This is a genomic window from Pseudomonas sp. CF161, assembly GCF_000416215.1.
Taxonomy (GTDB): Bacteria; Pseudomonadota; Gammaproteobacteria; order Pseudomonadales; family Pseudomonadaceae; genus Aquipseudomonas.
Genome location: NZ_ATLP01000093.1, coordinates 191020 through 214451, shown reverse-complemented (window position 1 = coordinate 214451; position 23432 = coordinate 191020). Strand labels below are relative to the sequence as shown.

At 63.8% G+C, this 23432-nt stretch carries 22 protein-coding genes; 16 read left to right on the top strand and 6 right to left on the bottom strand.

Going from position 1 to position 23432, the window contains the following annotated elements:
• Positions 1 to 126: 126 nt before the first annotated feature.
• From CF161_RS20740 to CF161_RS20700, 9 genes are all read left to right on the top strand, one after another.
• Positions 127 to 873 (top strand): amino acid ABC transporter permease, encoded by a 747-nt coding sequence (locus CF161_RS20740; protein ID WP_020298567.1) that lies wholly within the window; start codon positions 127 to 129, stop codon positions 871 to 873.
• Entirely contained in the window at positions 873 to 1544 is a 672-nt protein-coding gene (locus CF161_RS20735) for an amino acid ABC transporter permease (protein ID WP_020298566.1), read from the top strand. The genes CF161_RS20740 and CF161_RS20735 overlap by 1 nt, the downstream gene beginning before the upstream one ends.
• The gene (locus CF161_RS20730) at positions 1541 to 2275 is read left to right on the top strand and encodes an amino acid ABC transporter ATP-binding protein (protein WP_020298565.1); all 735 of its coding nucleotides are present in this window, start codon (positions 1541 to 1543) and stop codon (positions 2273 to 2275) included. The genes CF161_RS20735 and CF161_RS20730 overlap by 4 nt, the downstream gene beginning before the upstream one ends.
• Before the next feature lie 222 nt (positions 2276 to 2497).
• Positions 2498 to 4399, top strand: coding sequence for a sensor histidine kinase (locus CF161_RS20725; RefSeq protein WP_020298564.1), 1902 nt, complete (start codon positions 2498 to 2500; stop codon positions 4397 to 4399).
• On the top strand, positions 4396 to 5721 hold the full coding sequence (locus CF161_RS20720; protein WP_020298563.1) for a sigma-54 dependent transcriptional regulator: 1326 nt from the start codon (positions 4396 to 4398) through the stop codon (positions 5719 to 5721). The genes CF161_RS20725 and CF161_RS20720 overlap by 4 nt, the downstream gene beginning before the upstream one ends.
• Positions 5722 to 5753: 32 nt before the next feature.
• The gene (locus CF161_RS20715) at positions 5754 to 6083 is read left to right on the top strand and encodes a GlpM family protein (protein WP_020298562.1); all 330 of its coding nucleotides are present in this window, start codon (positions 5754 to 5756) and stop codon (positions 6081 to 6083) included.
• A 186-nt stretch (positions 6084 to 6269) separates the two neighbouring features.
• On the top strand, positions 6270 to 7190 hold the full coding sequence (locus CF161_RS20710; protein WP_020298561.1) for a hypothetical protein: 921 nt from the start codon (positions 6270 to 6272) through the stop codon (positions 7188 to 7190).
• A complete protein-coding gene (locus tag CF161_RS20705) occupies positions 7187 to 7561 on the top strand; it encodes a hypothetical protein (protein ID WP_020298560.1) in 375 nt (124 codons plus the stop codon). Before CF161_RS20710 ends, CF161_RS20705 begins: the two co-directional genes overlap by 4 nt.
• A gap of 30 nt (positions 7562 to 7591) precedes the next feature.
• Complete coding sequence (locus CF161_RS20700; protein ID WP_020298559.1) at positions 7592 to 7993, top strand: EamA family transporter; 402 nt, start codon at positions 7592 to 7594, stop codon at positions 7991 to 7993.
• Positions 7994 to 8020: 27 nt separating this feature from the next.
• Here CF161_RS20700 and CF161_RS20695 read toward each other — a convergent pair whose 3' ends face one another.
• Positions 8021 to 8791: a MipA/OmpV family protein gene (locus CF161_RS20695; RefSeq protein WP_020298558.1), complete on the bottom strand. Its 771-nt coding sequence runs from the start codon at positions 8789 to 8791 to the stop codon at positions 8021 to 8023.
• A gap of 229 nt (positions 8792 to 9020) precedes the next feature.
• Here CF161_RS20695 and CF161_RS20690 point away from each other — a divergent pair, with 229 nt between their 5' ends.
• Genes CF161_RS20690 through CF161_RS20665 form a run of 6 tightly spaced genes read left to right on the top strand, consistent with a single transcriptional unit; the run spans position 9021 to position 16273 of the window.
• Positions 9021 to 9728 (top strand): MtnX-like HAD-IB family phosphatase, encoded by a 708-nt coding sequence (locus CF161_RS20690; protein ID WP_020298557.1) that lies wholly within the window; start codon positions 9021 to 9023, stop codon positions 9726 to 9728.
• Positions 9721 to 11115 carry an aspartate aminotransferase family protein gene (locus CF161_RS20685; protein ID WP_020298556.1) on the top strand — a complete coding sequence of 465 codons (1395 nt, stop codon included), beginning with the start codon at positions 9721 to 9723 and terminating at the stop codon, positions 11113 to 11115. Before CF161_RS20690 ends, CF161_RS20685 begins: the two co-directional genes overlap by 8 nt.
• A complete protein-coding gene (locus tag CF161_RS20680; RefSeq protein ID WP_020298555.1) occupies positions 11112 to 11975 on the top strand; it encodes a carboxylesterase in 864 nt (287 codons plus the stop codon). Before CF161_RS20685 ends, CF161_RS20680 begins: the two co-directional genes overlap by 4 nt.
• Positions 11976 to 11989: 14 nt before the next feature.
• Positions 11990 to 13117 (top strand): GNAT family N-acetyltransferase, encoded by a 1128-nt coding sequence (locus CF161_RS20675; protein WP_020298554.1) that lies wholly within the window; start codon positions 11990 to 11992, stop codon positions 13115 to 13117.
• A complete protein-coding gene (locus CF161_RS20670) occupies positions 13114 to 14886 on the top strand; it encodes a HAMP domain-containing sensor histidine kinase (RefSeq protein ID WP_020298553.1) in 1773 nt (590 codons plus the stop codon). The genes CF161_RS20675 and CF161_RS20670 overlap by 4 nt, the downstream gene beginning before the upstream one ends.
• Positions 14876 to 16273: a sigma-54 dependent transcriptional regulator gene (locus CF161_RS20665; protein ID WP_020298552.1), complete on the top strand. Its 1398-nt coding sequence runs from the start codon at positions 14876 to 14878 to the stop codon at positions 16271 to 16273. The genes CF161_RS20670 and CF161_RS20665 overlap by 11 nt, the downstream gene beginning before the upstream one ends.
• 24 nt (positions 16274 to 16297) lie before the next feature.
• On the opposite strand, the gene CF161_RS20660 is transcribed toward CF161_RS20665, so the two are convergent.
• The gene (locus CF161_RS20660) at positions 16298 to 17311 is read right to left on the bottom strand and encodes an alpha/beta fold hydrolase (protein WP_020298551.1); all 1014 of its coding nucleotides are present in this window, start codon (positions 17309 to 17311) and stop codon (positions 16298 to 16300) included.
• Between the two features lie 217 nt (positions 17312 to 17528).
• Positions 17529 to 19841 (bottom strand): 5-methyltetrahydropteroyltriglutamate--homocysteine S-methyltransferase, encoded by a 2313-nt coding sequence (gene metE, locus CF161_RS20655; RefSeq protein WP_020298550.1) that lies wholly within the window; start codon positions 19839 to 19841, stop codon positions 17529 to 17531.
• Between the two features lie 107 nt (positions 19842 to 19948).
• On the opposite strand from metE, the gene metR reads away from it, so the two are divergent.
• The gene (gene metR, locus CF161_RS20650) at positions 19949 to 20866 is read left to right on the top strand and encodes a transcriptional regulator MetR (protein WP_020298549.1); all 918 of its coding nucleotides are present in this window, start codon (positions 19949 to 19951) and stop codon (positions 20864 to 20866) included.
• Positions 20867 to 20905: 39 nt separating this feature from the next.
• Here the strand turns inward: metR and CF161_RS20645 are convergent, their stop codons facing one another.
• From CF161_RS20645 to CF161_RS20635, 3 genes are all read right to left on the bottom strand, one after another.
• A complete protein-coding gene (locus CF161_RS20645; protein ID WP_043229989.1) occupies positions 20906 to 21412 on the bottom strand; it encodes a GNAT family N-acetyltransferase in 507 nt (168 codons plus the stop codon).
• A 146-nt stretch (positions 21413 to 21558) separates the two neighbouring features.
• Positions 21559 to 21993 (bottom strand): NUDIX domain-containing protein, encoded by a 435-nt coding sequence (locus tag CF161_RS20640; RefSeq protein WP_020298546.1) that lies wholly within the window; start codon positions 21991 to 21993, stop codon positions 21559 to 21561.
• A 57-nt stretch (positions 21994 to 22050) separates the two neighbouring features.
• Positions 22051 to 23415 (bottom strand): HD domain-containing phosphohydrolase, encoded by a 1365-nt coding sequence (locus CF161_RS20635; protein WP_043229933.1) that lies wholly within the window; start codon positions 23413 to 23415, stop codon positions 22051 to 22053.
• Between the last annotated feature and the right edge of the window lie 17 nt (positions 23416 to 23432).

Here is a 23432-nt window from a genome sequence, read left to right as displayed (position 1 = left end):
TTTTTTGGAAACACTCGAACCGGTGGTTGTCGAGCCGATCGCGTGTGCCTGATCTTCAATATCAGGCGGGAAAGGATTCTCCCCAAGCGGGTGCTTGTACATCGATCGATCTGAGGGGAGACCCTAATGAATTACAACTGGGACTGGGGCGTGTTCTTCAAGTCCACCGGCGTGGGCAGCGAGACCTATCTCGACTGGTTCATTTCCGGCCTGGGCTGGACCATCGCCATTGCCGTGGTGGCCTGGATCATCGCGCTGACACTGGGCTCGGTGCTCGGGGTCATGCGTACCGTGCCGAATCGCCTGGTATCGGGGATCGCCACGGTTTACGTGGAGCTCTTCCGTAACGTACCGCTGCTGGTTCAGCTGTTTATCTGGTACTTCCTGGTACCCGACCTGCTGCCGCAAAACCTCCAGGACTGGTACAAACAGGACCTCAACCCGACGACGTCGGCGTACCTGAGCGTGGTCGTGTGCCTGGGCCTGTTCACCGCCGCCCGGGTCTGCGAACAAGTGCGTACCGGTATCCAGGCGCTGCCACGGGGCCAGGAATCCGCCGCTCGCGCCATGGGCTTCAAGCTGCCGCAGATCTACTGGAACGTGCTGCTGCCCCAGGCCTATCGGATCATCATTCCGCCGCTCACCTCGGAATTCCTCAACGTCTTCAAGAACTCCTCCGTGGCGTCCCTGATCGGCCTGATGGAATTGCTGGCGCAGACCAAACAGACCGCCGAGTTTTCCGCCAACCTGTTTGAAGCCTTCACCCTGGCCACCCTGATCTACTTCACCCTGAACATGAGCCTGATGCTGCTGATGCGCCTGGTCGAGAAGAAAGTCGCAGTGCCCGGCCTGATCTCCGTGGGGGGTAAATAATGGAATTTGATTTCAGTGGCATCGTCCCGGCCATTCCCGGCCTGTGGAACGGCATGCTGATGACCCTGCAGCTGATGGTGCTCGGCGTCGTCGGCGGGATCATCCTGGGTACCATCCTGGCGTTGATGCGCCTGTCCCACAGCAAACTGCTGTCGCGGATCGCCGGTGCGTACGTCAACTACTTCCGCTCGATTCCGCTGCTGCTGGTGATCACCTGGTTCTACCTGGCGGTGCCGTTCGTGCTGCGCTGGATCACCGGCGAAGATACCCCGATCGGTGCGTTCACCTCGTGCATCGTGGCGTTCATGATGTTCGAAGCGGCGTACTTCTGCGAAATCGTCCGCGCCGGCGTGCAGTCGATCCCCAAGGGTCAGATGGGCGCTGCCCAGGCACTGGGCATGGGCTATGGCCAGACCATGCGCCTGATCATCCTGCCCCAGGCCTTTCGCAAGATGACCCCGCTGCTGCTGCAACAGAGCATCATCCTGTTCCAGGACACCTCGCTGGTGTACACCGTGGGCCTGGTGGATTTCCTCAATGCCTCGCGCTCCAGCGGCGACATCATCGGTCGCTCCAATGAGTTCCTGATCTTCGCAGGGCTCGTGTACTTCACAATCAGCTTTGCCGCCTCGCTGCTGGTCAAGCGTCTGCAAAAAAGGTTTGCCGTATGATCTCTATCAAGAACATCAACAAGTGGTACGGGGACTTCCAGGTGCTGACCGATTGCAGCACCGAGGTCAAGAAAGGTGAAGTGATCGTGGTGTGCGGGCCGTCCGGTTCCGGCAAATCGACGCTGATCAAGTGCGTCAACGCCCTGGAGCCGTTCCAGAAAGGCGACATCGTGGTCGACGGCACTTCCATTGCCGATCCGAAGACCAACCTGCCGAAACTGCGTTCGCGGGTCGGCATGGTGTTCCAGCATTTCGAATTGTTCCCGCACCTGACCATCACCGAAAACCTGACCATCGCGCAGATCAAGGTCTTGGGCCGCAGCAAGGAAGAAGCCACCAAGAAGGGCCTGCAACTGCTTGAGCGCGTCGGCCTTTCCGCCCATGCCCACAAGCACCCCGGCCAACTCTCCGGCGGCCAGCAGCAGCGTGTGGCGATTGCCCGTGCACTGGCGATGGACCCGGTGGTCATGCTGTTCGACGAACCGACCTCGGCGCTGGACCCGGAGATGGTCAACGAAGTGCTCGACGTCATGGTGCAACTGGCCCACGAAGGCATGACCATGATGTGCGTCACCCACGAAATGGGCTTCGCCCGCAAAGTGGCGGACCGGGTGATCTTCATGGACCAGGGCAAAATCATCGAAGACTGTCAGAAAGAAGAGTTCTTCGGCGACATCAGTGCCCGCTCCGAACGTGCGCAGCATTTCCTCGAAAAAATCCTGCAGCACTGAAACCTTGGCGCTTCCCTTGCCCGTGTGGCAAGGGAGCTTGCCCCCGCGGGGTCGCACAGCGGCCCCAGGACCTGCCACCGCGCTGTGCCTGACACACCGCGATGACCGGTTCTACGACTGCTTCGCAGCCGAGCGGGAGCACGCTCTCTCGCCACGGGTTCCGCGCTCGACTGGAAACCAGAGCAGGCCCCTCGCCATGCTGGTTGACCCAAGGCATCTGTGATGAAATGCGACCCCACTCTCTATCGCGCCGCGCCGCCATCACTCGCCGTGAAACCTCGCCTGATTCGCCAACTGTTCCTGCCGCCACTGATCATTTTGCTGATGATCGGCCTGGGGTATGTCGGCTTTTGGGTCAGTGAGCACAACGGGGTCCGCAGCCTCAGCGAAAACGGCGAGCGGCAGCTGGAACTGCACGCCCGCGCCGTCGAAAGCGAGATCAGCAAATACACCTACCTGCCCAGCCTGCTGGAACTGGAGTCCAGCGTTTCCCGGCTGCTGGAAGACCCGACGCCCGAGCACCGGCAAACGGTCAACGATTACCTCGAAGGCCTGAACCGGCGCAGCCGCAGTCGGGCGATCTACGTGATGGACACCACCGGCCGGGTGCTGGCCACCAGCAACTGGCGGGATGTCGACAGCTACCTCGGCGAAGACCTGTCATTTCGCGCGTATTTCCAGAACGCCGTGCGCGGTCAGCCCGGGCGTTTCTACGGCATCGGCAGCACCAATGGCGAGCCAGGCTACTACCTGGCCCATGGCCTGGAAGCCCAGGGCAAGATCATCGGCGTGGCCGTGGTCAAGGTCCGCCTCGAAGCCTTGGAAGAGCGTTGGCAGCGAGCGCGTCTGGAAGCCTTTGTCAGCGACGAGAACGGCATCATCATCCTCTCCAGCGACCCGGCGCGGCGGCTCAAGTCGGTCCGCCCCCTGAGCGATGAAACCAAGGAACGCCTGGCCCGCAGCCTGCAGTACTACTGGTTCCCGCTCAACGAACTGGAACCCCTGGCCCGCGAACGCCTGGCCGAGGGCGTGGAAAAACTGACCTTCCCGGCCAACACCGAGCTGGTCTCCGACGAACAGGAAATCAGCTACCTGTCCCAGACCCGCCCCCTGAGCGACACGCCGTGGAATTTCACCCTGCTCACCCCGTTGCAGGACCTGCGCCGCGAAGCCATCAATCAGGGAATCCTGGTGGCGGTGGCCTTTGCCCTGGTGGCGTTCCTGCTGATTGCCTGGAACGAACGGCGCAAGGTGATCGCCACCCGCCTGGCCGCCCGTGAAGCGCTGCAGGAAGCCAACAATCAGCTGGAGCGTCGGATTACCGAACGCACCGCCGACCTGCGTGCCAGCAACGAACGGCTCAAGGGTCAGATCCGCGAACGACGCCAGGCCGAAGAGACCCTGCGCCGCGCCCAGGACGAACTGGTGCAGGCCGGCAAGCTGGCGGCCATCGGCCAGATGTCCACCAGCATCGCCCACGAACTGAACCAGCCGCTGGCGGCGCTGCGCACCTTGTCCGGCAACACCGTGCGCTTCCTGGAGCGGGGCGCCCTGGACACCGCCAGCGCCAACCTCAAGACCATCAATGAATTGATCGATCGCATGGGCCGCATCACCGCCAGCCTGCGTTCCTTCGCCCGGCGCGGCGACGACCAGGGCGAAGCCAGCCTGGGCAAGGCGGTGGACGCGGCCCTGCAACTGCTCAATGCGCGTATCGAACCGCTGCCACTGGCCCTGCACCGCCACTTCAGCGACGTAAAGGTGCAGATCGACCAGACGCGCCTGGAGCAGATCCTGGTCAACCTGATCGGCAACGCCCTGGACGCCATGCAGGCGCAACCGACGCCTGAACTGTGGCTGGAAGGCGAACAGGTCGACGATAAATATCGCCTGCGGGTGCGTGACAATGGCCACGGCATCGACGCCGAGGCGCGCAAGCACCTGTTCGAACCCTTCTTTACCACCAAGCCGGGTGAACAGGGCCTGGGCCTCGGCCTGACCCTGTCGGCCAGCCTGGCCGCGGCCACCGGCGGCAATCTGGGTGTCGAGCACCCGGCCACCGGAGGCACCGCCTTCGTCCTCAGCTTGCCCCTGGTAAGCCCCACTCGAGCCGAGCCGCTATGAACCACGACCTCACCGTGCTGATCGTCGAAGACGACCCCCATGTCCTGCTGGGCTGCCAGCAGGCTCTCGGGCTGGAGGACATCCCCTGCATCGGCGTCGGCAGTGCCGAGGACGCCCTGGCCCAGGTCGGCGAGAATTTTCCCGGCATCGTGATCAGTGATATCCGCCTGCCGGGCATCGACGGCCTGGAGCTGCTGACGCGCCTAAAGGCGCGCGATCGCAGCCTGCCGGTGGTGCTTATCACCGGGCACGGCGATATCTCCATGGCGGTGGGCGCGATGCAGAAAGGCGCCTACGACTTCATGGAAAAACCCTTCTCCCCCGAGCGCTTGGTGGACGTTGCGCGTCGCGCCCTGGAACAGCGGGGCCTGGCCCGGGAGGTGTCCTCGTTGCGCCGGCAGCTGGCCGAGCGCGACTCCCTGGAAGGGCGGATCATCGGGCGCTCGCCGGCCATGCAGAACCTGCGCGAGCTGATCGCCAACGTCGCCGACACCTCGGCCAACGTATTGATCGAAGGCGAGACCGGCACCGGCAAGGAACTGGTCGCGCGTTGTCTGCATGACTTCAGTCGACGTCATGCGCATCAGTTCGTCGCGCTGAACTGCGGCGGCCTGCCGGAGAACCTGTTCGAAAGCGAGATCTTCGGCCACGAAGCCAACGCCTTTACCGGCGCCGGCAAGCGCCGGATCGGCAAGATCGAGCACGCCCATGACGGCACGCTGTTCCTCGACGAAGTGGAAAGTATGCCGATCAACCTGCAGATCAAGCTGCTGCGGGTCTTGCAGGAGCGCACCCTGGAACGCCTGGGCTCGAACCAGAGCGTGGCCGTGGACTGCCGGGTGATTGCCGCGACCAAGTCCGACCTCGATGAGTTGAGCCGCGCCAAGCAGTTTCGCAGCGACCTGTATTACCGGCTGAATGTGGTGACCCTGGAGCTGCCGCCCTTGCGCGAGCGGCGCGAGGACATCCTGCAGTTGTTCGAGCACTTTTTGCAGCAGTCGTCGCTGCGTTTCGACCGCGCGGTGCCGGAGCTGGACAACCAGACCGTATCGATCCTGATGAGCCACGACTGGCCGGGCAACGTGCGTGAACTGCGCAACGTCGCCGAGCGCTTCGCCCTGGGCCTGCCGGTGTTCAAGAAGTCCGGCAGCCACCCGGCCCAAGGCCTGGGCTTTGCCGAAGCGGTGGAAGCCTTCGAACGCAATCTGCTGGGCGATGCCTTGCAGCGCAGCGGCGGCAACCTGACCCAGGCCAGCCAGGAACTGGGCATGGCCAAGACCACGCTGTTCGACAAGGTCAAGAAATACGGCCTGAGCCACTAACCCGACCCAAGCGAGGCATACCTGTGGATCTATTGCTCAAGGCTGCACTGGGCGCCGGCGTGGTGCTGATCCTGGCCGCCCTGGCGAAAACCCGGAACTACTACATCGCCGGGTTGGTGCCGCTGTTTCCGACCTTCGCCCTGATCGCCCACTACATCGTCGGCAAGGGCCGTTCGGTGGAAGACCTGAAGACCACCATCGTCTTTGGCATGTGGTCGATCATTCCGTACTTCGTGTACCTGGCGACCCTGTACCTGATGGTCGACCGCCTGCGCCTCGAAGCCTCCCTGGCGGTAGCCGCCGTGGCCTGGCTGATGGCCGCGACGATCCTGGTCAGCGTCTGGGTCCGCCTGCACGCCTGACCTGTCGCCGCCAGAGTCTGCCGGCGCCCATCCGGCCCAGCGCAGCCTCTGTAGCCGCTGCCGAGCTCGCGAGGCTGCGGCTACAGGCCAGCGTTCGAACGTGGCCCGGTCTTTGCAATCACCGTGGAAAGCCCGGCCGGTCTGCGTTTCAGCGCTGGCGGGGCGCTGCCATGGGTAAATCTCACGTTGAATATTCTAGATCTCGACCACAGCCTGACCGCCCAGGAGGCCGTCACGCGACGCCTGGAAAACGGTCAGGCGCGACGCCTGGACCTGCTGGACCTGGGCCCGAAACTGCGGCTCTGGTCCACCGAACGCACCTATCGTCGCTTCACCGAACGCCTGGGCCAGCGGCCCGCGCACAACGGGCCGCAGCCGGAAATCTTCTTTGTCGGCTCCGGCGACTACCACCACCTGACCCCGGCCTTTCTCGCCACCCTGAAAGAGCCGGTGAGCCTGATCCACTTCGACAACCACCCCGACTGGGTGCGGCTGGCCCCGCGTCGGCACTGCGGCTCCTGGGTCAACCGCGCGCTGCAATTGCCCCACATCCAGCGCATCGTCACCCTGGGGCCGTGCAGCGAAGACCTCGACAGCCCGCAACTGCGCGGCGGCAACCTGGGCGCCTTGCGCCAGGGCAAGCTGCAGCTGTTTCCCTGGCAGCATGCGCCGTCCAAGGTCTGGGGCCGGATCGGCGATGGCGCCGGGCATCAGCAGCGAGAAAACCATCTGCACTGGCACAACCTGGCAGAGCAGGACTGGCCCGGCTTCATCGCTCAACTGATCGCCAGCCTGCCCACCGAGGCGATCTGGATCACCATCGACAAGGACGTGCTGGCCAGTGAAGACGCCGCGACCAACTGGGACCAGGGCGGCATGCGCCTCAGCCACCTGTTGCAGGCGCTGCGCCTGCTGGCCCACGGCAAACGGGTGGTGGGGATCGATGTGTGCGGCGAATTTGCCGCGCCGGCCTTCAGCAACGCCCTCAAGCGCTGGGAGGCCACCTCCGACCAACCGCCTGTCGAACGCTGGAGCCAGGCCGATCTGTTGCGCAACTCGGTGACCAATGAAGCGCTGATGAGCCTGTTCGAGGAGTTGTACCCGTGACTTTGACCGTTGTTCTGCTGGTGGCCTTTTCCATCGTCCTGGACGTGATCGGCCAACTCTGTTTCAAGCTCGGCCTGGACCGCCTGCCCGAACTCGAAGGCGGCTTTCGCCTCAATGCGTTCTGGGGCCAGGTATTCAACGCGCCCCTGCTCTGGTGCGGGATCGGCGCCTATGTGATCGAGTTTTTCGTCTGGCTCGAAGCCTTGTCCCGCGCGCCCCTGAGCCTGCTGTTTCCGGCCGCGGCCCTGGCCTATTGCGGCGTGGTCCTGGCCGGCAAGGTCATCCTCGGCGAATACGTCAGCCGGCGGCGCTGGCTCGGCACCCTGGTGATCACCCTGGGCGTGATGCTGGTGTGCATCGCCAGTACCTGAGCCTCTATTCACGATTGAAAGGAACCCTACATGACTTCAACCACCTCATCCGGCTGGCTCCACGAGCGCCTGGGCACCGTGGTGCTCTGGGCCCTGCTGATCGGCTTTGAAAGCGCCGGGCAGATCGCAACCAAGGTGGCCGGCGATCAACTGGGGCAAATGGACTTCACCCTGCAATGGCTGCTGGCGGTGGCCGCCAACCCGGGGATTTTGCTGGCGATCGCCTGTTACATCGGCGCCTTTTTCGTCTGGATGCTGATTCTGCGACGCAGCAGCCTGTCCCTGGCCTTCCCCTTGAGTTCACTGGTGTTCGTGGTGGTGCTGCTCGGCTCCTGGCTGGGCCTGGGCGAGCAGATCAGCCTGCTGCACTGGGTCGGCGTACTGGTAATCATCGGCGGGATCGCCCTGCTGGCCGAGGGCGAGGAAAGCTGAAACAACCCTGGGCGCAGCCCGCACGTTTCAGAACTTGTAGCTGATCGCGGTCTGCACCTGGCCCTGATTGACCTGGCCCTTCTCGCGCACGATGCTGCTGTCCGCCGCCGAGTTGGTCAGGCGAATCCAGCTGGCACTGGTCATCAGCGACCAGTCGCCGCCCAGGGGGATTTGCAGGTTCTGGGTCAGGCTAATGTTTTGCAGGCCGCCACTGGCGTTGTACGGCGCGATGCCGGAGGCCAGGGACTCCTCGCCACTGACCCCGAAAAAGGTCTGGGCCTGACGCCCATCGGCAAAGTGTGCGGTCAGGTTATTGCTGCCGATAATCCCGGCACCCAGCGGGTAGCCGATCTCGCCGCCGACCTTGCCCAGCACCCCGCCCTGACCATCGCCCCCCGCCACCGCGTGGCCCAGGAAGGCGAACACGCGCCAGAAATCGTCCGGCGCATACTCGATAAAACCACCCACGTCGGCCATGTCCGGCACGTCCCGCAGGCCGCGCAGCGAGCCGTTGGCGTTGCGCCCCGGCAGGTAGTTGATATAGGGCCCGGCGCTGAAACCGTTGGCTGACAGGGCATCCCAGGTCAGGCCGTCGTCGGTGTCGAGGCTGACCGAACCCCACTCCAGGTCGAAGTACGGCAACGGCACGCTCTCATAGCGGCTACCGCTTGGATCATGGGGCTGGTAGCCGACGCCCAGCCCGACCTGTCCGGTGATGCCGTCGTCGGCCAGGGCGCTGGAACCCGCCCCCAGCGCCAGCAGGCCGGCGAACAGGGCAGAACGTGTGAACCTGGGCATGGGTGTATTTCCTTGTCTGAACATGCGCGCATCAATCCCTAGACGCCGGGGCTTGCGCAAGCACTGATGTTGTTTGTAGCAAGCTACAAAAATTGTAGCTACAAAGCTGAAAAACACCCCAGACCGCCCCCGCGAGCCCAGCCCTGCTGGGTTTTCTCCAGTTGGCACAGTCCCTGCTCTACCTCCCTGGCAAGCGCAAAGAGCGCTCCTATCCAACAGGTAACTGCAGATGATGCACTGGCATATCGTGTGTGACTTCGACGGGACCATCACCCGCACCGACGTGATCGACAACGTCCTCCAACGCTTCGCCGACCCTAGCTGGGAGAGCATCGAGCAGGAGTGGCTCGACGGTCACATCGGTTCCCGTGAGTGCCTCAGTCGCCAACTGGCGCTGGTCAAGGCGACCCCGTCCGAGCTGCTCGGGTATTTCGACAGTGTCGAAATCGACCCTGACTTCCCCGACTTCGTCGACCATGTGACCGGCCTCGGCGCCTCCATTGAAGTGGTCAGCGACGGCATCGAACAAGGCATCGCCCGGATCCTGGCACGCAACTACGTGAGCCTGCTGCCGATCCTTGCCAACCGCCTGCGCCAGGTCGACCACAACAGCTGGCGCATCGACTTCCCCTACGCCAGCGACGCCTGCCGCGCAGCGTCCGGCAACTGCAAATGCAAATCCACCCCGCGCGGCAAACGCGTGCTGGTGATCGGTGACGGCCAGTCCGACATGTGCGTGGCCTCCACCGCCGACTTCGTTTTCGCCAAGGACCGCCTGGCCGAGTACTGCGAGCGCAATGCGATTCCTTATGCGCGCTTCGACTCCTTCGCCGAGCTGCCTGCGCTGATGGCCCAACTGCCTAACGGCAGCGCCAACGCCAATACCTTCTCCCTTGAAAATTCTGCTGAACCACAGGAACTCTTCCATCATGTCTGACATTCGCATTGCCACCGCAGAAGACCAGATCCTTCTGGAAAAAGAAGCCAAGTACTGCTCCTACGGCGACACCGTCCACTACATCGAGCCACCGCGCATTTTCAGCCGCTGCGAAGGCTCCTACGTCTGGGACACCGAAGACCAGGCCTACCTCGACCTGCAGATGTGGTACTCGGCGGTCAACTTCGGCTACGCCAACCCGCGCCTGAACAACGCCCTGAAACAGCAGATCGACACCCTGCCGCAGATCGCCAGCCAGTACCTGCACAAAGGCAAGATCGAGCTCTCGGAAATGATCGCGGTCGACGCCAAGAAAAAATTCGGCCTCGACGGTCGGGTGCACTTCAACGTCGGCGGCTCGCAGTCCATCGAGGACTCGCTGAAAGTGGTGCGCAACGCCAGCAACGGCAAAAGCCTGATGTTCGCCTTCGAAGGCGGCTACCACGGCCGGACCCTCGGCGCCTCGTCGATCACCTCCAGCTTCCGCTACCGTCGCCGTTACGGCCACTTCGGCGAACGCGCCAACTTCATCCCGTTCCCGTACCACTTCCGTGGCCCGAAGGGCATGACCAAAGAAGAATACGGCAGCCACTGCGTACAGCAGTTCGCCCGTCTGTTCGAGACTGAATACAACGGCGTCTGGGACCCGAAAACCAGCCAGTGCGAATACGCAGCCTTCTACGTCGAGCCCATCCAGGGCACCGGTGGCTACGTGATCCCGCCGATGAACTTCTACCGCGAACTCAAGCACGTCCTGGACCAGCACGGCATCCTGATGGTGTCCGACGAAATCCAGATGGGCTTCTACCGTACCGGCAAGTTGTGGTCGATCGAGCACTTCGACGTGCAACCGGACGTGATCGTGTTCGGCAAGGCGCTGACCAACGGCCTGAACCCGCTGGGCGGCATCTGGGCCCGTGAAGAGTTGATCAACCCGAAAATCTTCCCACCAGGTTCGACCCACTCCACCTTCGCCTCCAACCCACTGGGTACGGCGGTCGGCCTGGAAATGTTCAAAATGACCAGCGAAGTCGACTACGGCGCCATGGTCATGGCCAAGGGCAAATACTTCCTGGAAGGCCTGCAAGACCTGCAGAAACGCTTCCCGATCATCGGCGACGTCGATGGCCTGGGCCTGGCCCTGCGCTGCGAAATCTGCGGCCCGGACGGTTTCACTCCGGACAAGGCGACCCTGGACTACATGGTCGAGGAAGGCATGAAGGGCGACATGCTGGTTGATGGGCAGAAACTGGGCCTGATCCTCGACGTCGGCGGCTACTACAAGAACGTGATCACCCTGGCGCCGTCCCTGGAGATCAGCTACCCGGAAATCGACCTGGGCCTGAAGCTGCTTGAGCAGTTGCTGGTTCGAGCCACCAAGCGGTGAACCGGGCAGGGATCGATCTGGGTCAAGGCGACTCAGGCTTCGTTCTCGGCAATGGTCCGGTCGGGGTCTTGTTGATCCACGGCCTGACCGGCACCCCGACGGAGTTGCGTCGGGTGGCCCAGGGCCTGGCCAAGCAGGGCTGCACGGTGTACGTGCCGACCCTGGCCGGGCACTGCGGGGACAACAGCGACCTGCAGGCCACCGGCTGGCAGGACTGGTACGAGGGCGTGCGCAAAACCTTCGTGGGCGTGCGTCAGCGGCACCAGCAGGTGTTTGTCGGCGGCTTGTCCATGGGTGCGGTGATGTCGATGTACGTGGCGTCCGAGCATCCGGGGCAGGTCAGCGGCCTGCTGATGTATTCGACCACCCTCAAGTACGACGGCTGGAGCATCAACAAACTGGCGTTCCTGACCCCGTTGCTGATGAAGATTCCGTTCGGCGTGCACATCTGCAGCTTTGAGGAAAAACCACCCTACGGCATCAAGAACCCACGCCTGCGGGCCATCGTCGAGCGGCAGATGAAAGCCGGCGAGAGCAGCAATGCCGGGCTGCTGACCATGGAGGGGGTGACCGTGCGCGAACTGCATCGGATGAACGCCGTGGTGAAAAAACGCATGCCGTCGATCACCACGCCGGCCCTGGTCCTGCACTCGATCGAAGACGACATCACCAGCCGCTGGAACGCCGATTATGTGGAACGCAAACTCGGTGGCCCGGTGACCAAAATCCTCCTCGACAACTGCTATCACATGATCACGGTCGACCTGCAATACCGTCGGGTCGTGGAGTTAAGCCTTGCGTTCATCGAGCAACGGGCTCACTCGCCAGCCGTGCGCGAAGACTATCGACAGCTGGCGTAACTTAAGGACGAGACGTGATTACCGCCCAAGCCTATTCGACCATCCAGGCCATCGACCGCTGTGCCTGGAATGACTGTTTCCCGAATGCCTTGGAGGACTGGGACTATTACCTGGCGGTGGAAAACGCCGGGATCGAAGACTTCCAATGGCGCTACCTGGCGCTCTATGAAGGCTCGACCCTGGTGGCGGTGGCACCGGCCTTCACCACCGGGTATCGGCTCGACACCACAGTCCAGGGGCTCGGCAAGCGCATCACCGAGCGCCTGCAGCGCTATTGGCCGGGGCTGCTGCAACTGCGCCTGTACGCCATCGGTTCGCCCGTGGCCGAACAGTGCAATGCCGGCACCGCCAGCCATGTGCCGGTCGAACGGCGCCAGGCCTTGCTGGAACACCTGCTGCTGATCGCCCAACGCGATGCCGACGACCTCGGCATCGGCCTGCGGGCGGTCAAGGACGCCCCCAGCAGCGACCGGCAATGGGCCGACAGCTGCCAGGCCGCAGGCTTCCAGGCGATGCCCAGCCTGCCGAGCGCGCTGCTGCCGATTCCCTTTGGTTCCATCGACGCGTACCTGGGCACCCTGGGCAAATCCACGCGCAAGGACCTGCGGCGCAAACTGCGCGCGCCGGGCCCGCGGATTGAATGGCGGCGCACCATCGACGATGTGATGCCCGACATCATGCGGCTGTATGAAGCGACGCTGGCGCGCAGCGACCTGCAATTCGAACGCCTGCCGGCGGACTATTTCACCGGCATCCTCGAACACCTGGGCGAGCGCGCGGCTTGCGTGCTGTACTGGATCGACGAACAACTGGTGGCGTTCAACCTGATCCTCATCGACCAGCATCGGCTGATCGACAAGTTTTTCGCCCACGACCTGGACCTCACCCGGGAGCACAACCTGTACATGCGTAGCTGGCTGGCCAATGTCGACTACTGTATCGAACACAAGATTGCGCTGTACGAGTGTGGCCAGGCCGGCTACGCCAGTAAACTGCGCCTGGGCTGTTCCTTTACCGGCAATACGCTGTTCTTCCGGCATCGAAACCCCTTGCTCAACACCCTGCTCAAACTGATAAAACTGTTGGTCCGCCCGGATCGATCCGACCCCGCCATGGCTGCTGCAATAAGCGAAAGTTCATGACCAAAAAAGAACGCCGTCCCCCGCGCCCGTTTGCCATCTCTCGCTGGAGCCTGCAGCGCAAGCTGGTATTGGCCTTCTGGATGGTCAGCGTGATCCCGACCATGATCGCCGCCGAGCTGGCGGCGGCCACCCTGTCGGAAATCTTCGACAGCAACGTGCGTATCTGGCTGCAGGAGTCGACCAAGATCGTCGAGGACGAGATCACCGAAATCCTCCACGACAACGCCCGTATCGCCCAGTTGTTCCTGCGCTATACCCGCCCGCCCACCGATCGCAATGCGGCCAAGCACGACAAGCTGACCGCCGACATCGCCGACTCGATGGGCATCGACGTGGTGGCGCTGATCCGCAAGAGCGACCACAAAGTGGTGTTCAGCACCGCGGCCGACAACATCGTCGGGCAGATCAGCACCGCGTCCAACGCCGTACTGCAGACAGTCCAGGTCGGCGGCGTGGCGACCGGCGTGGTGGTCTCGACCTTCCAGACCACCCTGGATGGCATCGACTACCAACTGCTGATCGCCACCTACCTGGATGCCAGCTTCCTCACCAGCGTGGCCGAAGTGCACTCCCTCGACCTGCGCCTGTACCTGGCCAAGGCCGATGACTTTGCCGAGATCTTCGCCACCCAGCGCTTCGAGGATCACCCCAACCGCGTGCCGGAAAAAATCGAGGCGATCCTGCGCACCACGCGCCAGCCCAGCGAACAATTCACCAGCCGCTACAGCGGCCTGTATCGGCCGATCTTCAATGACAGCGGCGACCTGGTGGGGGTGATTTTCAGCGGCCTGCTGCGCCACAGCAGCCTGGTGGGGCTGGTCAACCAGAGCAACCTGTTCATCCTGATTTTCCTCCTCAGCTCGGCAGCCTCCCTGGCCGTCGGCTGGCTGGTCTCGCAGCGCCTGACCCGGCCCTTGCGCGGCCTGTCCAAAGGGGTGCAGGCGGTGATTGCCGGCGACTACCGGCAGCGGGTGCCGGTCAGCGGCGGCGATGAACTGGCCGAGTTGAGCAGCACCTTCAACCACATGACCGAGCGCCTGGGCGATTTACAGCACCTGGAGTCGCAACTGCGGCGCCGCGACCGACTGCACGCCCTGGGCGAGGTTGCCATGGGCCTGGCCCATGAAATCCGCAACCCGCTGGGCATCATCAAGACCGCGACCCAACTGCTGCACCGCCGTGCCGATCTGCCCGACGGCGATAAGCGCCACCTGGAATACGTGATCAGCGAAGTCAGCCGCATCAACGACCTGATCACCGACTTCCTCGACTTCGCCAAGCCCAGCGCGCCCATGCGCTCGACCCAGCCGGCCCGGCCGCTGATGGAAGAACTGATCGGCTTCTGCGAACCGGAACTGGCCCTGCACAAGATCGATGCGCGGATCGACGACCGGGCCCCGGGCGCGACCCTGTACGCCGATGCACGCCAGCTCAAGCAGGCCTGCCTGAACCTGATCCTCAATGCCATAGACGCCATGCCCGAAGGCGGACGCCTGACCCTGGGCATCGCCCAGGACGAGGACTACACCATCATCAGCGTCGCCGACACCGGGCAAGGCATCGAGCCGGACATGCTTGAACGCATCTTCACGCCGTTCGTCACCACCAAGGCCTCGGGCACCGGCCTGGGCCTGGCGAAGGTGTTCTCGATCATGGAAAACCATGACGGGCACATCGAATGCAGCAGTGAAAAAGATGCCGGCGCCACGTTCAGCCTGTACATTCCGGCCAACGGTGAAGATGACGAAGAGGACGCTGATGACGCATAACCTGCTGGTGGTCGATGACGAGCCCAAACTCTGCGACCTGCTGTCGTCGGCCCTGAGCCAGAACGGCATCCAGGTGTTTACCGCCAGCAACGGCCTGCACGCGCTCAAGGTCCTGGAGCAGGAAGACATCGACCTGGTGATCAGCGACTGGCGCATGCCCGGCATGGATGGACCGCAGCTGCTGGCCGAGATCAAGCAGCGCTACCCGCAGTTGCCGGTGATCGTGATGACCGCCTACAGCACGGTGAAAAACGCCGTGCAGTCGATGCGCGATGGCGCCTACGACTACATTGCCAAACCCTTCGATATCGACGAGCTGGACATCACCGTCAGCAAGGCCCTGCAGTTTCGCGACATCCTCAAAGACAACCAGCGCATGCGCGCCGAGCTCGACGAGCACCAGCAGATCGACAGCCTGGTGGGCGACAGCCCGACCTTTCGCCGGGTGCTGCAAGCCGTGGACTCGGTGCGTGAAAGCAGCGCCACCATCCTCCTGACCGGCGAAAGCGGCACCGGCAAGGAAATGGTCGCCCGAGCCATCCACAAGCACGGCAACCGCGCCGGCCGGCCATTTGTGGCGGTCAACTGCGCGGCGATTCCCGAAGGGTTGCTGGAGAGCGAGATGTTCGGCCACCGCAAGGGCGCCTTCACCGGCGCCGTGGCCGACCGGGTCGGGCGTTTCCAGCAGGCTGACAAGGGCACGCTGTTTCTCGATGAAGTGGGCGATATGCCCCTGGCGTTGCAGGCCAAGATATTGCGCGCCCTGCAAGAGCGGGTGATCGAACCGGTGGGCGACCCCCGCGAGCGCAAGGTCGATGTGCGGGTGATCGCCGCGACCAACAAGAACCTGCTCGAAGCGGTGGCCAACAAGGAGTTTCGCGAGGACCTCTACTACCGCCTGAATGTCTTCCCCATCCCCCTGCCCGCCCTGCGCGAGCGGGTCGAAGACATCGCGCCCCTGGCCCGCCACTTCGCCCATACCCTGGGCGCCACCGCCGGCAAACGCATCAGCGGCTTCAGCCCGCAGGCCCTGCAGGCCATGGCCAACTACAGCTGGCCGGGGAATATCCGCGAACTGCAGAATTGCGTCGAACGCGCGACCATCGTCGCCAAGGGGGCAGTGATCGAGGAGAACGACCTGCCGGATTACCTGTTCACCCCGCCAGCGACCGACAGCGCCCCGGGGCTCGCGCTGAGCGCAGGGGCCAGCGTGCCCAGCGACCTGGAAGCGGCCCTGGCCGAGGTGGAAAAAGCCTACATCCTCAGCGCCCTGCAACAGAGCAATGGCGTGCAAGCCGCCGCCGCGCAATTGATCGGCATCTCCGAGCGCAGCTTCTGGTATCGCCTGAAAAAGCTCGGGATCCAGGTCGATAAAATCATTCGCTGAGCCCGCGCCTGTGGCCGCCGCTGCTCACAGCAGGTTCGGTGCGGCCAGGGGTTCGATCTGCGCCCAGTGCGAGGTGTCTTCACGGTGGGCTTGCAGGTACGGCAGCACCGCCGCCAGCAACGGCGCCTTGAACGCCTCCTGGAAACGATGGGCCAGCCCCGGGATCAGCTTCAATTGGCTGCCCTGGATATGCGCGGCCAGGTGCACGCCGTGCATCACCGGCAGCAGCGGGTCGGCGGTGCCGTGCACCACCAGGGTCGGCACCCGCAATTGGTTGAGCAGGGTGACCCGGCTCGGCTCGGCGAGGATCGCCATGATCTGGCGCTTCACGCCTTCGGGGTTGAATGCACGGTCGTACGACTCCGCAGCCTGGCGCAACAGCATCTGGCGATCGTCACTGACTTCGGGGCTGCCCAGGGCCGCCAGCAAATCGGCCTGCTGCTCCAGGGCCACCGCGCGGTTTGGCGCACCGCGCCGCGAGAGCAACTGCACCAGCGCCGCATTGGGCGCGGGCAGGCCTTCAGCGCCGGAGCTGGTCATGATCAAGGTCAGGCTTTCCACCCGCTGCGGCGCCATGGCCGCCAGGTGCTGGGCGATCATCCCGCCCATGCTCGCGCCCAGCACATGAAACTGCTCGATATGCAGGGCATTCATCAGGCCCAGGGCATCGTCGGCCATGTCCGTCAGGGTGTAAGGCGCCGCCACCGGCAGGCCGAGCTTGTAGCGCAGGACCTCGAAGGTCAGGTTGGCGCTGTCCGGCACCTGGCGCCAGGTGGACAGGCCCACGTCGCGGTTGTCATAGCGGATTACCCGAAACCCTTGCTGACACAAGGCGACCACCACCTCGTCGGGCCAGTGGATCAGTTGCCCGCCCAGGCCCATCACCAGCAATAACGCCGGGTCCGAGGCACGGCCGATGCTCTGGTACGCCAGGCTGACCTGCTCCAGTTCGACCCGTTGGGTGGGAACATTGACGTCGCAACGCGAAGCGCCAAAAGACAACTGGCCGAGCGTCAGCCCGGCCAGCAACAGCAACATTGAAAAGAATTGTACCCGCATGAACAAACACCGAAACGCAGAACCCCAGTAGAGCGCGAGTCTGATGAAGTCTGTTCAAGCGCGCTGCCACAGTTGCGTGACAGTTTGATGAAGATTGCCCAGCGGTCGTCTTTCGACAACACCTTGCCGCTGCCGCTAGGCTCGGGCCGCGTTCGGACGCTGGCCCGTACCGGCGCTGGCGTTCCAACGGGTGTAATCAACCCAACTGGCTGCGCAGTTGCCGGGCGGCGGCGACCATGTTGATCAGGGCCGCTTCGGTCTCGGGCCAGGCGCGGGTTTTCAGGCCGCAGTCCGGGTTGACCCACAGCCGTTCAGCGGGGATGCGCTTGACCGCCTTTCTCATCAGCTTGACCATTTCCGCGGTGTCCGGCACCCGTGGCGAGTGAATGTCATACACCCCTGGGCCGATGTCGTTGGGGTAGTCGAACGCCTTGAACGCCTCCAGCAGCTCCATGTCCGAGCGCGAGGTCTCGATGGTGATCACGTCGGCGTCCATGGCGGCGATCGACTGGATCACATCGTTGAACTCGCTGTAGCACATATGGGTGTGGATCTGAGTCCGGTCCTGGACCCCGCTGGCACTGAGGCGAAACGCCTGCACCGCCCAGTCCAGGTACTCCTGCCATTGCGCCCGGCGCAGGGGCAGGCCTTCGCGGAACGCCGCTTCGTCGATCTGCACGATCTTGATCCCGGCGGCTTCCAGGTCCAGCACTTCATCGCGCAGGGCCAGGGCCAGTTGCTGCGCCTGCACCTTGCGCGACACATCTTCGCGGGGGAACGACCACATCAGCATGGTCACGGGACCGGTGAGCATGCCTTTCATCACCTTGTCGGTCAGGCTCTGCGCGTATTGAATCCAGTCCACGGTCATGGCCTTGGGCCGACTCAGGTCACCGTAGATCACCGCCGGTTTCACGCAGCGCGAACCGTAGCTCTGGACCCAGCCGAAGCGGGTGAACAGGTAGCCGTCCAGTTGCTCGGCAAAGTACTCGACCATGTCATTGCGCTCGGCCTCGCCGTGCACCAGCACATCCAGCCCCAGCCGCTCCTGGACCTCCACCGCGTGGCGGATCTCGCTGTGCATGGCATCGGTGTAGTCGTTGGCCGACAACTTGCCCTGCTTGTAGGACTGGCGCGCCAGGCGGATCGACGCGGTCTGCGGGAAGGAGCCAATGGTGGTGGTCGGGAACAGCGGCAACTGCAAGCGTGCACGCTGCAATTCGATGCGTCGGGCAAAGGGTGACTGGCGCTGGCTGTCGACCTCACGGATCGCGGCGATGCGGGCCTGGACCTGGGCTTTGTGGATACGCGGCGAACGCGCCCGGCTGGCCTGCACTTCACGGCTTTGGGCCAAGGCCGACTGAACGCTGGCGGCCTGTGGATCGTTCAGCGCATCACGCAGCACGGCAATTTCGCCACACTTCTGCACGGCAAACGCCAGCCAGCTCTTCAACTCGCTATCGAGCTGGTCTTCACGCCCCAGGTCCACCGGGCTGTGCAGCAACGAGCAGGAACTGCTGACCCACAGGTTGTCGCCGAAACGTTCCTGGGCCACTTGCAGTTGCTCCAGGGCCTGCTCCAGCTCGCAGCGCCAGACGTTGCGCCCGTTGACCAGGCCCACCGACAGAATCTTGTAGGTCGGCAGGCGATCCAGTACCTGGCCCAGTTGCTCCGGGGCACGCACGGCGTCGATGTGCAGGCCGTCCACGGGCAGGCCGACGGCCAGGCCAAGGTTGTCTTCCAGGCCACTGAAGTAGGTCGCCACCAGTTTTTTCAGCGGCGAGTACTGAAGGATGTGATAGGCGCGCTCGAAGGCGCTCTTCCATTCCAGGGGCAGGTCCAGGGTCAGGATCGGCTCGTCGATCTGCACCCACTCCACGCCCTGGGCCTGAAGCCGCTTGAAGATTTCGCCGTACAGCGGCAGCAGGCGCTCCAGCAACGTGAGCTTGTCGAACTCATTGCCCTTGGCCTTGCCCAGCCACAGGTAGGTCAGCGGGCCGATGATCACCGGTTTGACCTTGTGGCCCAGGGCGTGGGCTTCGTCGACTTCGTCGAACAGCTGGTTCCAGCTCAGGCTGAACTCCTGGTCAGCGCTGAATTCCGGGACCAGGTAGTGGTAGTTGGTGTCGAACCACTTGGTCAGCTCCTGGGCGTATTGCGCCGTGCCATGCTCGCCGCCGCAGCACCCGCTGGTAGCGCCGCGGGCCATGGCGAACAGGGTGTCGAGGGTCGGCAGGCCCTGGGCGTCCTGGGTGCTGGCGAAACGCTCGGGGATCACGCCGAAGCTCAGCGAATGGGTGAGCACCTGGTCGTACCAGGCAAAATCGCCCACCGGCAGCAAATCGATGCCGGCGTCTTTCTGCAACTGCCAGTGCCGGGCCCGCAGCTCACGGCCGACGCTGAGCAAGGCGCTCTGTCCAAGGTCGCCCTTCCAATAGGATTCGAGGGCTTTTTTCAGTTCGCGGTCAGCGCCGATACGTGGAAAACCGAGGGTGTGGGCCAAGGCCATGAGGTGTTCCTCCCTGTAAAAGATGGCGCCATTGTCGACAGCCCGGCCAACATGAGACAAACTCAACCTTTTCGTGTTGATCACAAAATTTACTCATGGAGAACCTGGTGCTCGAAATCCGTCACCTGAAGACCCTGCACGCGTTGCGCGAATCCGACAGCCTGGTGGAAGCCGCCGAGCGCCTGCACCTGACCCAGTCGGCCTTGTCCCACCAGTTCAAGGAACTGGAAGAGCGCATGGGCATGCCGTTGTTCGTGCGCAAGACCAAGCCGGTGCGTTTCACCAGCGCTGGCCTGCGCCTGCTGCAACTGGCCGATGCCACCCTGCCCCTGCTGCGCGGCGCCGAGCGTGATATCGCGCGCCTGGCCGGCGGCACCGCCGGACGCCTGCACATGGCCATCGAGTGCCACAGTTGCTTCCAGTGGTTGATGCCGACCATCGACCAGTTCCGCGACGCCTGGCCGGAAGTCGAACTGGACCTGGCCTCGGGGTTTTCCTTTGCGCCCTTGCCGGCCCTGGCCCGGGGCGACCTGGACCTGGTGGTGACCTCCGACCCGCTGGATCTGGCGGGCATCACCTACGTGCCGCTGTTCACCTACGAAGCCATGCTTGCGGTGGCCAACCAGCACTCGCTGGCAAGCAAGGCCTACATCGTGCCCGAGGACCTGATCAACGAAACCCTGATCACCTACCCGGTCGAACGCGATCGACTGGATATCTTCACCCGCTTCCTGGAGCCGGCGGACGTCGAGCCGGCACAAGTGCGCACCTCGGAACTGACGGTGATGATGATGCAGCTGGTGGCCAGTGGGCGCGGCGTGTGCGGCATGCCCCATTGGGCGCTGCATGAATACAGCTCGCGGGGTTACGTCAAGGCCAAGCGCCTGGGGGACAAGGGCCTGTTCGCCACGCTGTACGCGGCGATTCGCGCCGACATGCTGGATGCGCCCTACATGCGCGACTTCCTGCTGACGGCCAAGGACACCTCGTTCTCGACCCTGGACGGGGTCAGCGCCGTTCGCTGATCCGGGCATTCCCGGTGGCGCGGTGTATGGCGAGTGCCGCTAAAGCTCGCGGGCTTCGCGGCACATGTGGATTTTGTCGAAGTAGTCATCACCGACCCGCACCGCCAGGGACTCGAGGCCTGACTGCATGAAACCGCAGCGACGATACAAGGCGATGGCCGCGTCGCTGCCTGCGGTAACGGTCAGTTGGATCAGGCGCACTTGCGGCTGCTCCCGCGCCTCGGCGAGAACCCCCTGCACCAGCTGGTAGCCCACCCCGCCTTGGCGCCAGGCCTGGTTCACATACAGCCCAAACAAGGTCGCCTTGTGCCGGGCGTGCGCCTCGAGTTCCAGGGCCAGGCCGACAATCCCCACCAGCACTTCGCCCTGGAACGCCCCCAGTTGCAGGTCCCACTCATCGTCCAGGCGCGCCGCCCACCAGGCCAGGGGGATCGCCCCACGGTTGCCGATGCTGGAGGCAAACGCCTGGGGATGGCGCGCATAGGCTTCCAGGGACAACGCCCGATATTGCGCGGCGTGACGCCCGTCCAGGCGCTGGATACGCACGTCGCTCACGGCGGGCTCAGGTTCCGCGCCCCCGGTGCGAGCAGCAGGCGCACGGCCCGGGCGGCCAGCAGCGTCAGCAAGGAAGCGGCGGCGAAGATCAGGTCATCGTGGCGTGGAAGCATGGCAATCCTCGGCGAGGGCCCAGGTCAGACCGGGGGTGTCAGCGAGGCACGATAAAACGGCAGGATCAGATCCCTTGTCAATGGCGCCAGGTGCAGGTTGATATCACGGTGCGGGTCGACCCAGCACACCTCTTCGATTTCCGCCGCCGGGACCACCTCGGCGTCGATCTCCAGCAAAAACACCTCGGCCTGCACCACATAACCGGGCTCGTTGGCCGCAGGCGCCGAGAACTGGCCGAGAAAACGCGCCTGGGCCGGGTCCACCTGCAAGCCCAGTTCCTCCTCCAGCTCCCGCGCCAGGGCGACGGCCGGTGATTCGTGGGCTTCGATCTTGCCCCCGGCCTGCATAAACGCCTGGGTACCGCGCTTGCGCACCAGCAACGTGCGGCCATCCGGCCTGAGCAGCAGGCCGGCGGCGATGTGAATAATGGCGTTCTTGGAGTCGGTGCAGGCAGTCATGGGAGCGGGTCGGCCTTGAATGAAAAGCGCAAGGATCCCACGCACCGCCCCTTCGCGTCACGGCGCCGAGGCTGGTTTTTCGCTGCCGGGCTGCTCCTGGAGCACCCTGACGAACACGCTGTAACGCGCGCCCTCCATGGTCTCGAAGGCAATCAGCTTGTCCACCAGGGGCAGGTTGAGCACCTTGCCGGCATTGAGCAGGAGCATGCCGTTGTCGGCGTTCAGGTTGCGCGCCAGCACCATTCCGGCTTGCAGTTCCCGGGTGCCGAGGACCTTGACCGAGGGGTCGCCCAGGGTCACGTCCTTGAGGTAGATCGCGCACACCTGGACAAAGTCCTCGACCAACTGCGGGTCGTAGAACTTGCCGGCGTACTTGCGGATAAACACCAGCGCCTCGTCGCTGTTCATCTGCCGCTCGAGGATCAGCCCGCGCTGCAATTCGATGAAATCCACCGCCAGCTTGAGCAAGCGTGAGCCAAAGGGGATGGCTTCGCCCTTGAGGTGATCGGGGAAGCCGCCGCCGTCCCAGTGCTCCTGATGGTGCAGGATCAGCCGGGCCGCATCCTGCATCGGCTCCAGGGTCATCAACAGTGATTCGCTCTGCTTCGGATAGGTGCGGTACAGCTCGCGGTCGTGGTGGTGCATCAGGTCCGCCGGGGACCTCATCATGCTGTCGCTCCAGCTCAACTTGCCGATGTTGTACAGCGCGGCGGCCATGGCCAGGTCGCGGCGGCTGCCTTCATCCAGGGCGTGCACCGTGCAGTAGGCGCGCACCAGCTCGATGATCTGGCGGTTGGTCTGCTTGGCCGGTGGCAGGCGCTGGTTGACCAGCAGCGAGAACAGCTCGGTGCCGGTGGCGTAACTATGCTTGAGCTCCTCATAGGCCAGGTCGAGCATGTCGGCGGTCTGCTGCAGCTCGGCGGTGCGGGCGGCGACGCGCTGTTCCAGCTGGGCGTTGAGGGCCCTGAGTTCGCTGTTGCGGGTTTGCGCGAGGGTTTCCAGGCGCTGGCGCTCACGCTCGCTGTGCTGATGGGCCAGGGCCTGGCGCAGGATCAGGAGCATCTCCTGGTCGTTCCAGGGTTTGCTCAGGTAGCGGTAGATCTGGCCTTCATTGATCGCCTTGACGATCAGCGCCAGGTCGGGGTCGCCGGTCAGCAGGATGCGGACGGTGTGGGGGTAGTCCTGATGAATGCGCGCCAGCAGGCTGGCACCGTCCATCTGCGCCAGGTGCGCGGCGCTCATGACCAGGTCGATCGGGTGCTGCGCCATCAACTCCAGGGCCTGGGCGCTGCCATGGGCCAGGTAAAGGCGGTAGGGCTCGTCACTCAGCAGTTCAGCCAGGCTGGTGAGCACCCAATCCTGCTCGTCAACCAGCAGCACGCCGGACGCTGGTGTGGAAGTGTCAACGCTGTGCTCACCCATGACGACACCTCGGGTCA

What these genes read in the sequence shown, in the direction of transcription:
- metE (WP_020298550.1), bottom strand. Translation starts at nt 19,841, where the DNA reads ATGGCCTTGGCCCACACCCTCGGTTTTCCACGTATCGGCGCTGACCGC.
- CF161_RS20685 (WP_020298556.1), top strand. Translation starts at nt 9,721, where the DNA reads ATGTCTGACATTCGCATTGCCACCGCAGAAGACCAGATCCTTCTGGAA.
- CF161_RS20695 (WP_020298558.1), bottom strand. Translation starts at nt 8,791, where the DNA reads ATGCCCAGGTTCACACGTTCTGCCCTGTTCGCCGGCCTGCTGGCGCTG.
- CF161_RS20640 (WP_020298546.1), bottom strand. Translation starts at nt 21,993, where the DNA reads ATGACTGCCTGCACCGACTCCAAGAACGCCATTATTCACATCGCCGCC.
- CF161_RS20665 (WP_020298552.1), top strand. Translation starts at nt 14,876, where the DNA reads ATGACGCATAACCTGCTGGTGGTCGATGACGAGCCCAAACTCTGCGAC.
- CF161_RS20730 (WP_020298565.1), top strand. Translation starts at nt 1,541, where the DNA reads ATGATCTCTATCAAGAACATCAACAAGTGGTACGGGGACTTCCAGGTG.
- CF161_RS20735 (WP_020298566.1), top strand. Translation starts at nt 873, where the DNA reads ATGGAATTTGATTTCAGTGGCATCGTCCCGGCCATTCCCGGCCTGTGG.
- CF161_RS20635 (WP_043229933.1), bottom strand. Translation starts at nt 23,415, where the DNA reads ATGGGTGAGCACAGCGTTGACACTTCCACACCAGCGTCCGGCGTGCTG.
- CF161_RS20690 (WP_020298557.1), top strand. Translation starts at nt 9,021, where the DNA reads ATGATGCACTGGCATATCGTGTGTGACTTCGACGGGACCATCACCCGC.
- CF161_RS20740 (WP_020298567.1), top strand. Translation starts at nt 127, where the DNA reads ATGAATTACAACTGGGACTGGGGCGTGTTCTTCAAGTCCACCGGCGTG.
- CF161_RS20720 (WP_020298563.1), top strand. Translation starts at nt 4,396, where the DNA reads ATGAACCACGACCTCACCGTGCTGATCGTCGAAGACGACCCCCATGTC.
- CF161_RS20660 (WP_020298551.1), bottom strand. Translation starts at nt 17,311, where the DNA reads ATGTTGCTGTTGCTGGCCGGGCTGACGCTCGGCCAGTTGTCTTTTGGC.
- CF161_RS20670 (WP_020298553.1), top strand. Translation starts at nt 13,114, where the DNA reads ATGACCAAAAAAGAACGCCGTCCCCCGCGCCCGTTTGCCATCTCTCGC.
- CF161_RS20700 (WP_020298559.1), top strand. Translation starts at nt 7,592, where the DNA reads ATGACTTCAACCACCTCATCCGGCTGGCTCCACGAGCGCCTGGGCACC.
- CF161_RS20725 (WP_020298564.1), top strand. Translation starts at nt 2,498, where the DNA reads ATGAAATGCGACCCCACTCTCTATCGCGCCGCGCCGCCATCACTCGCC.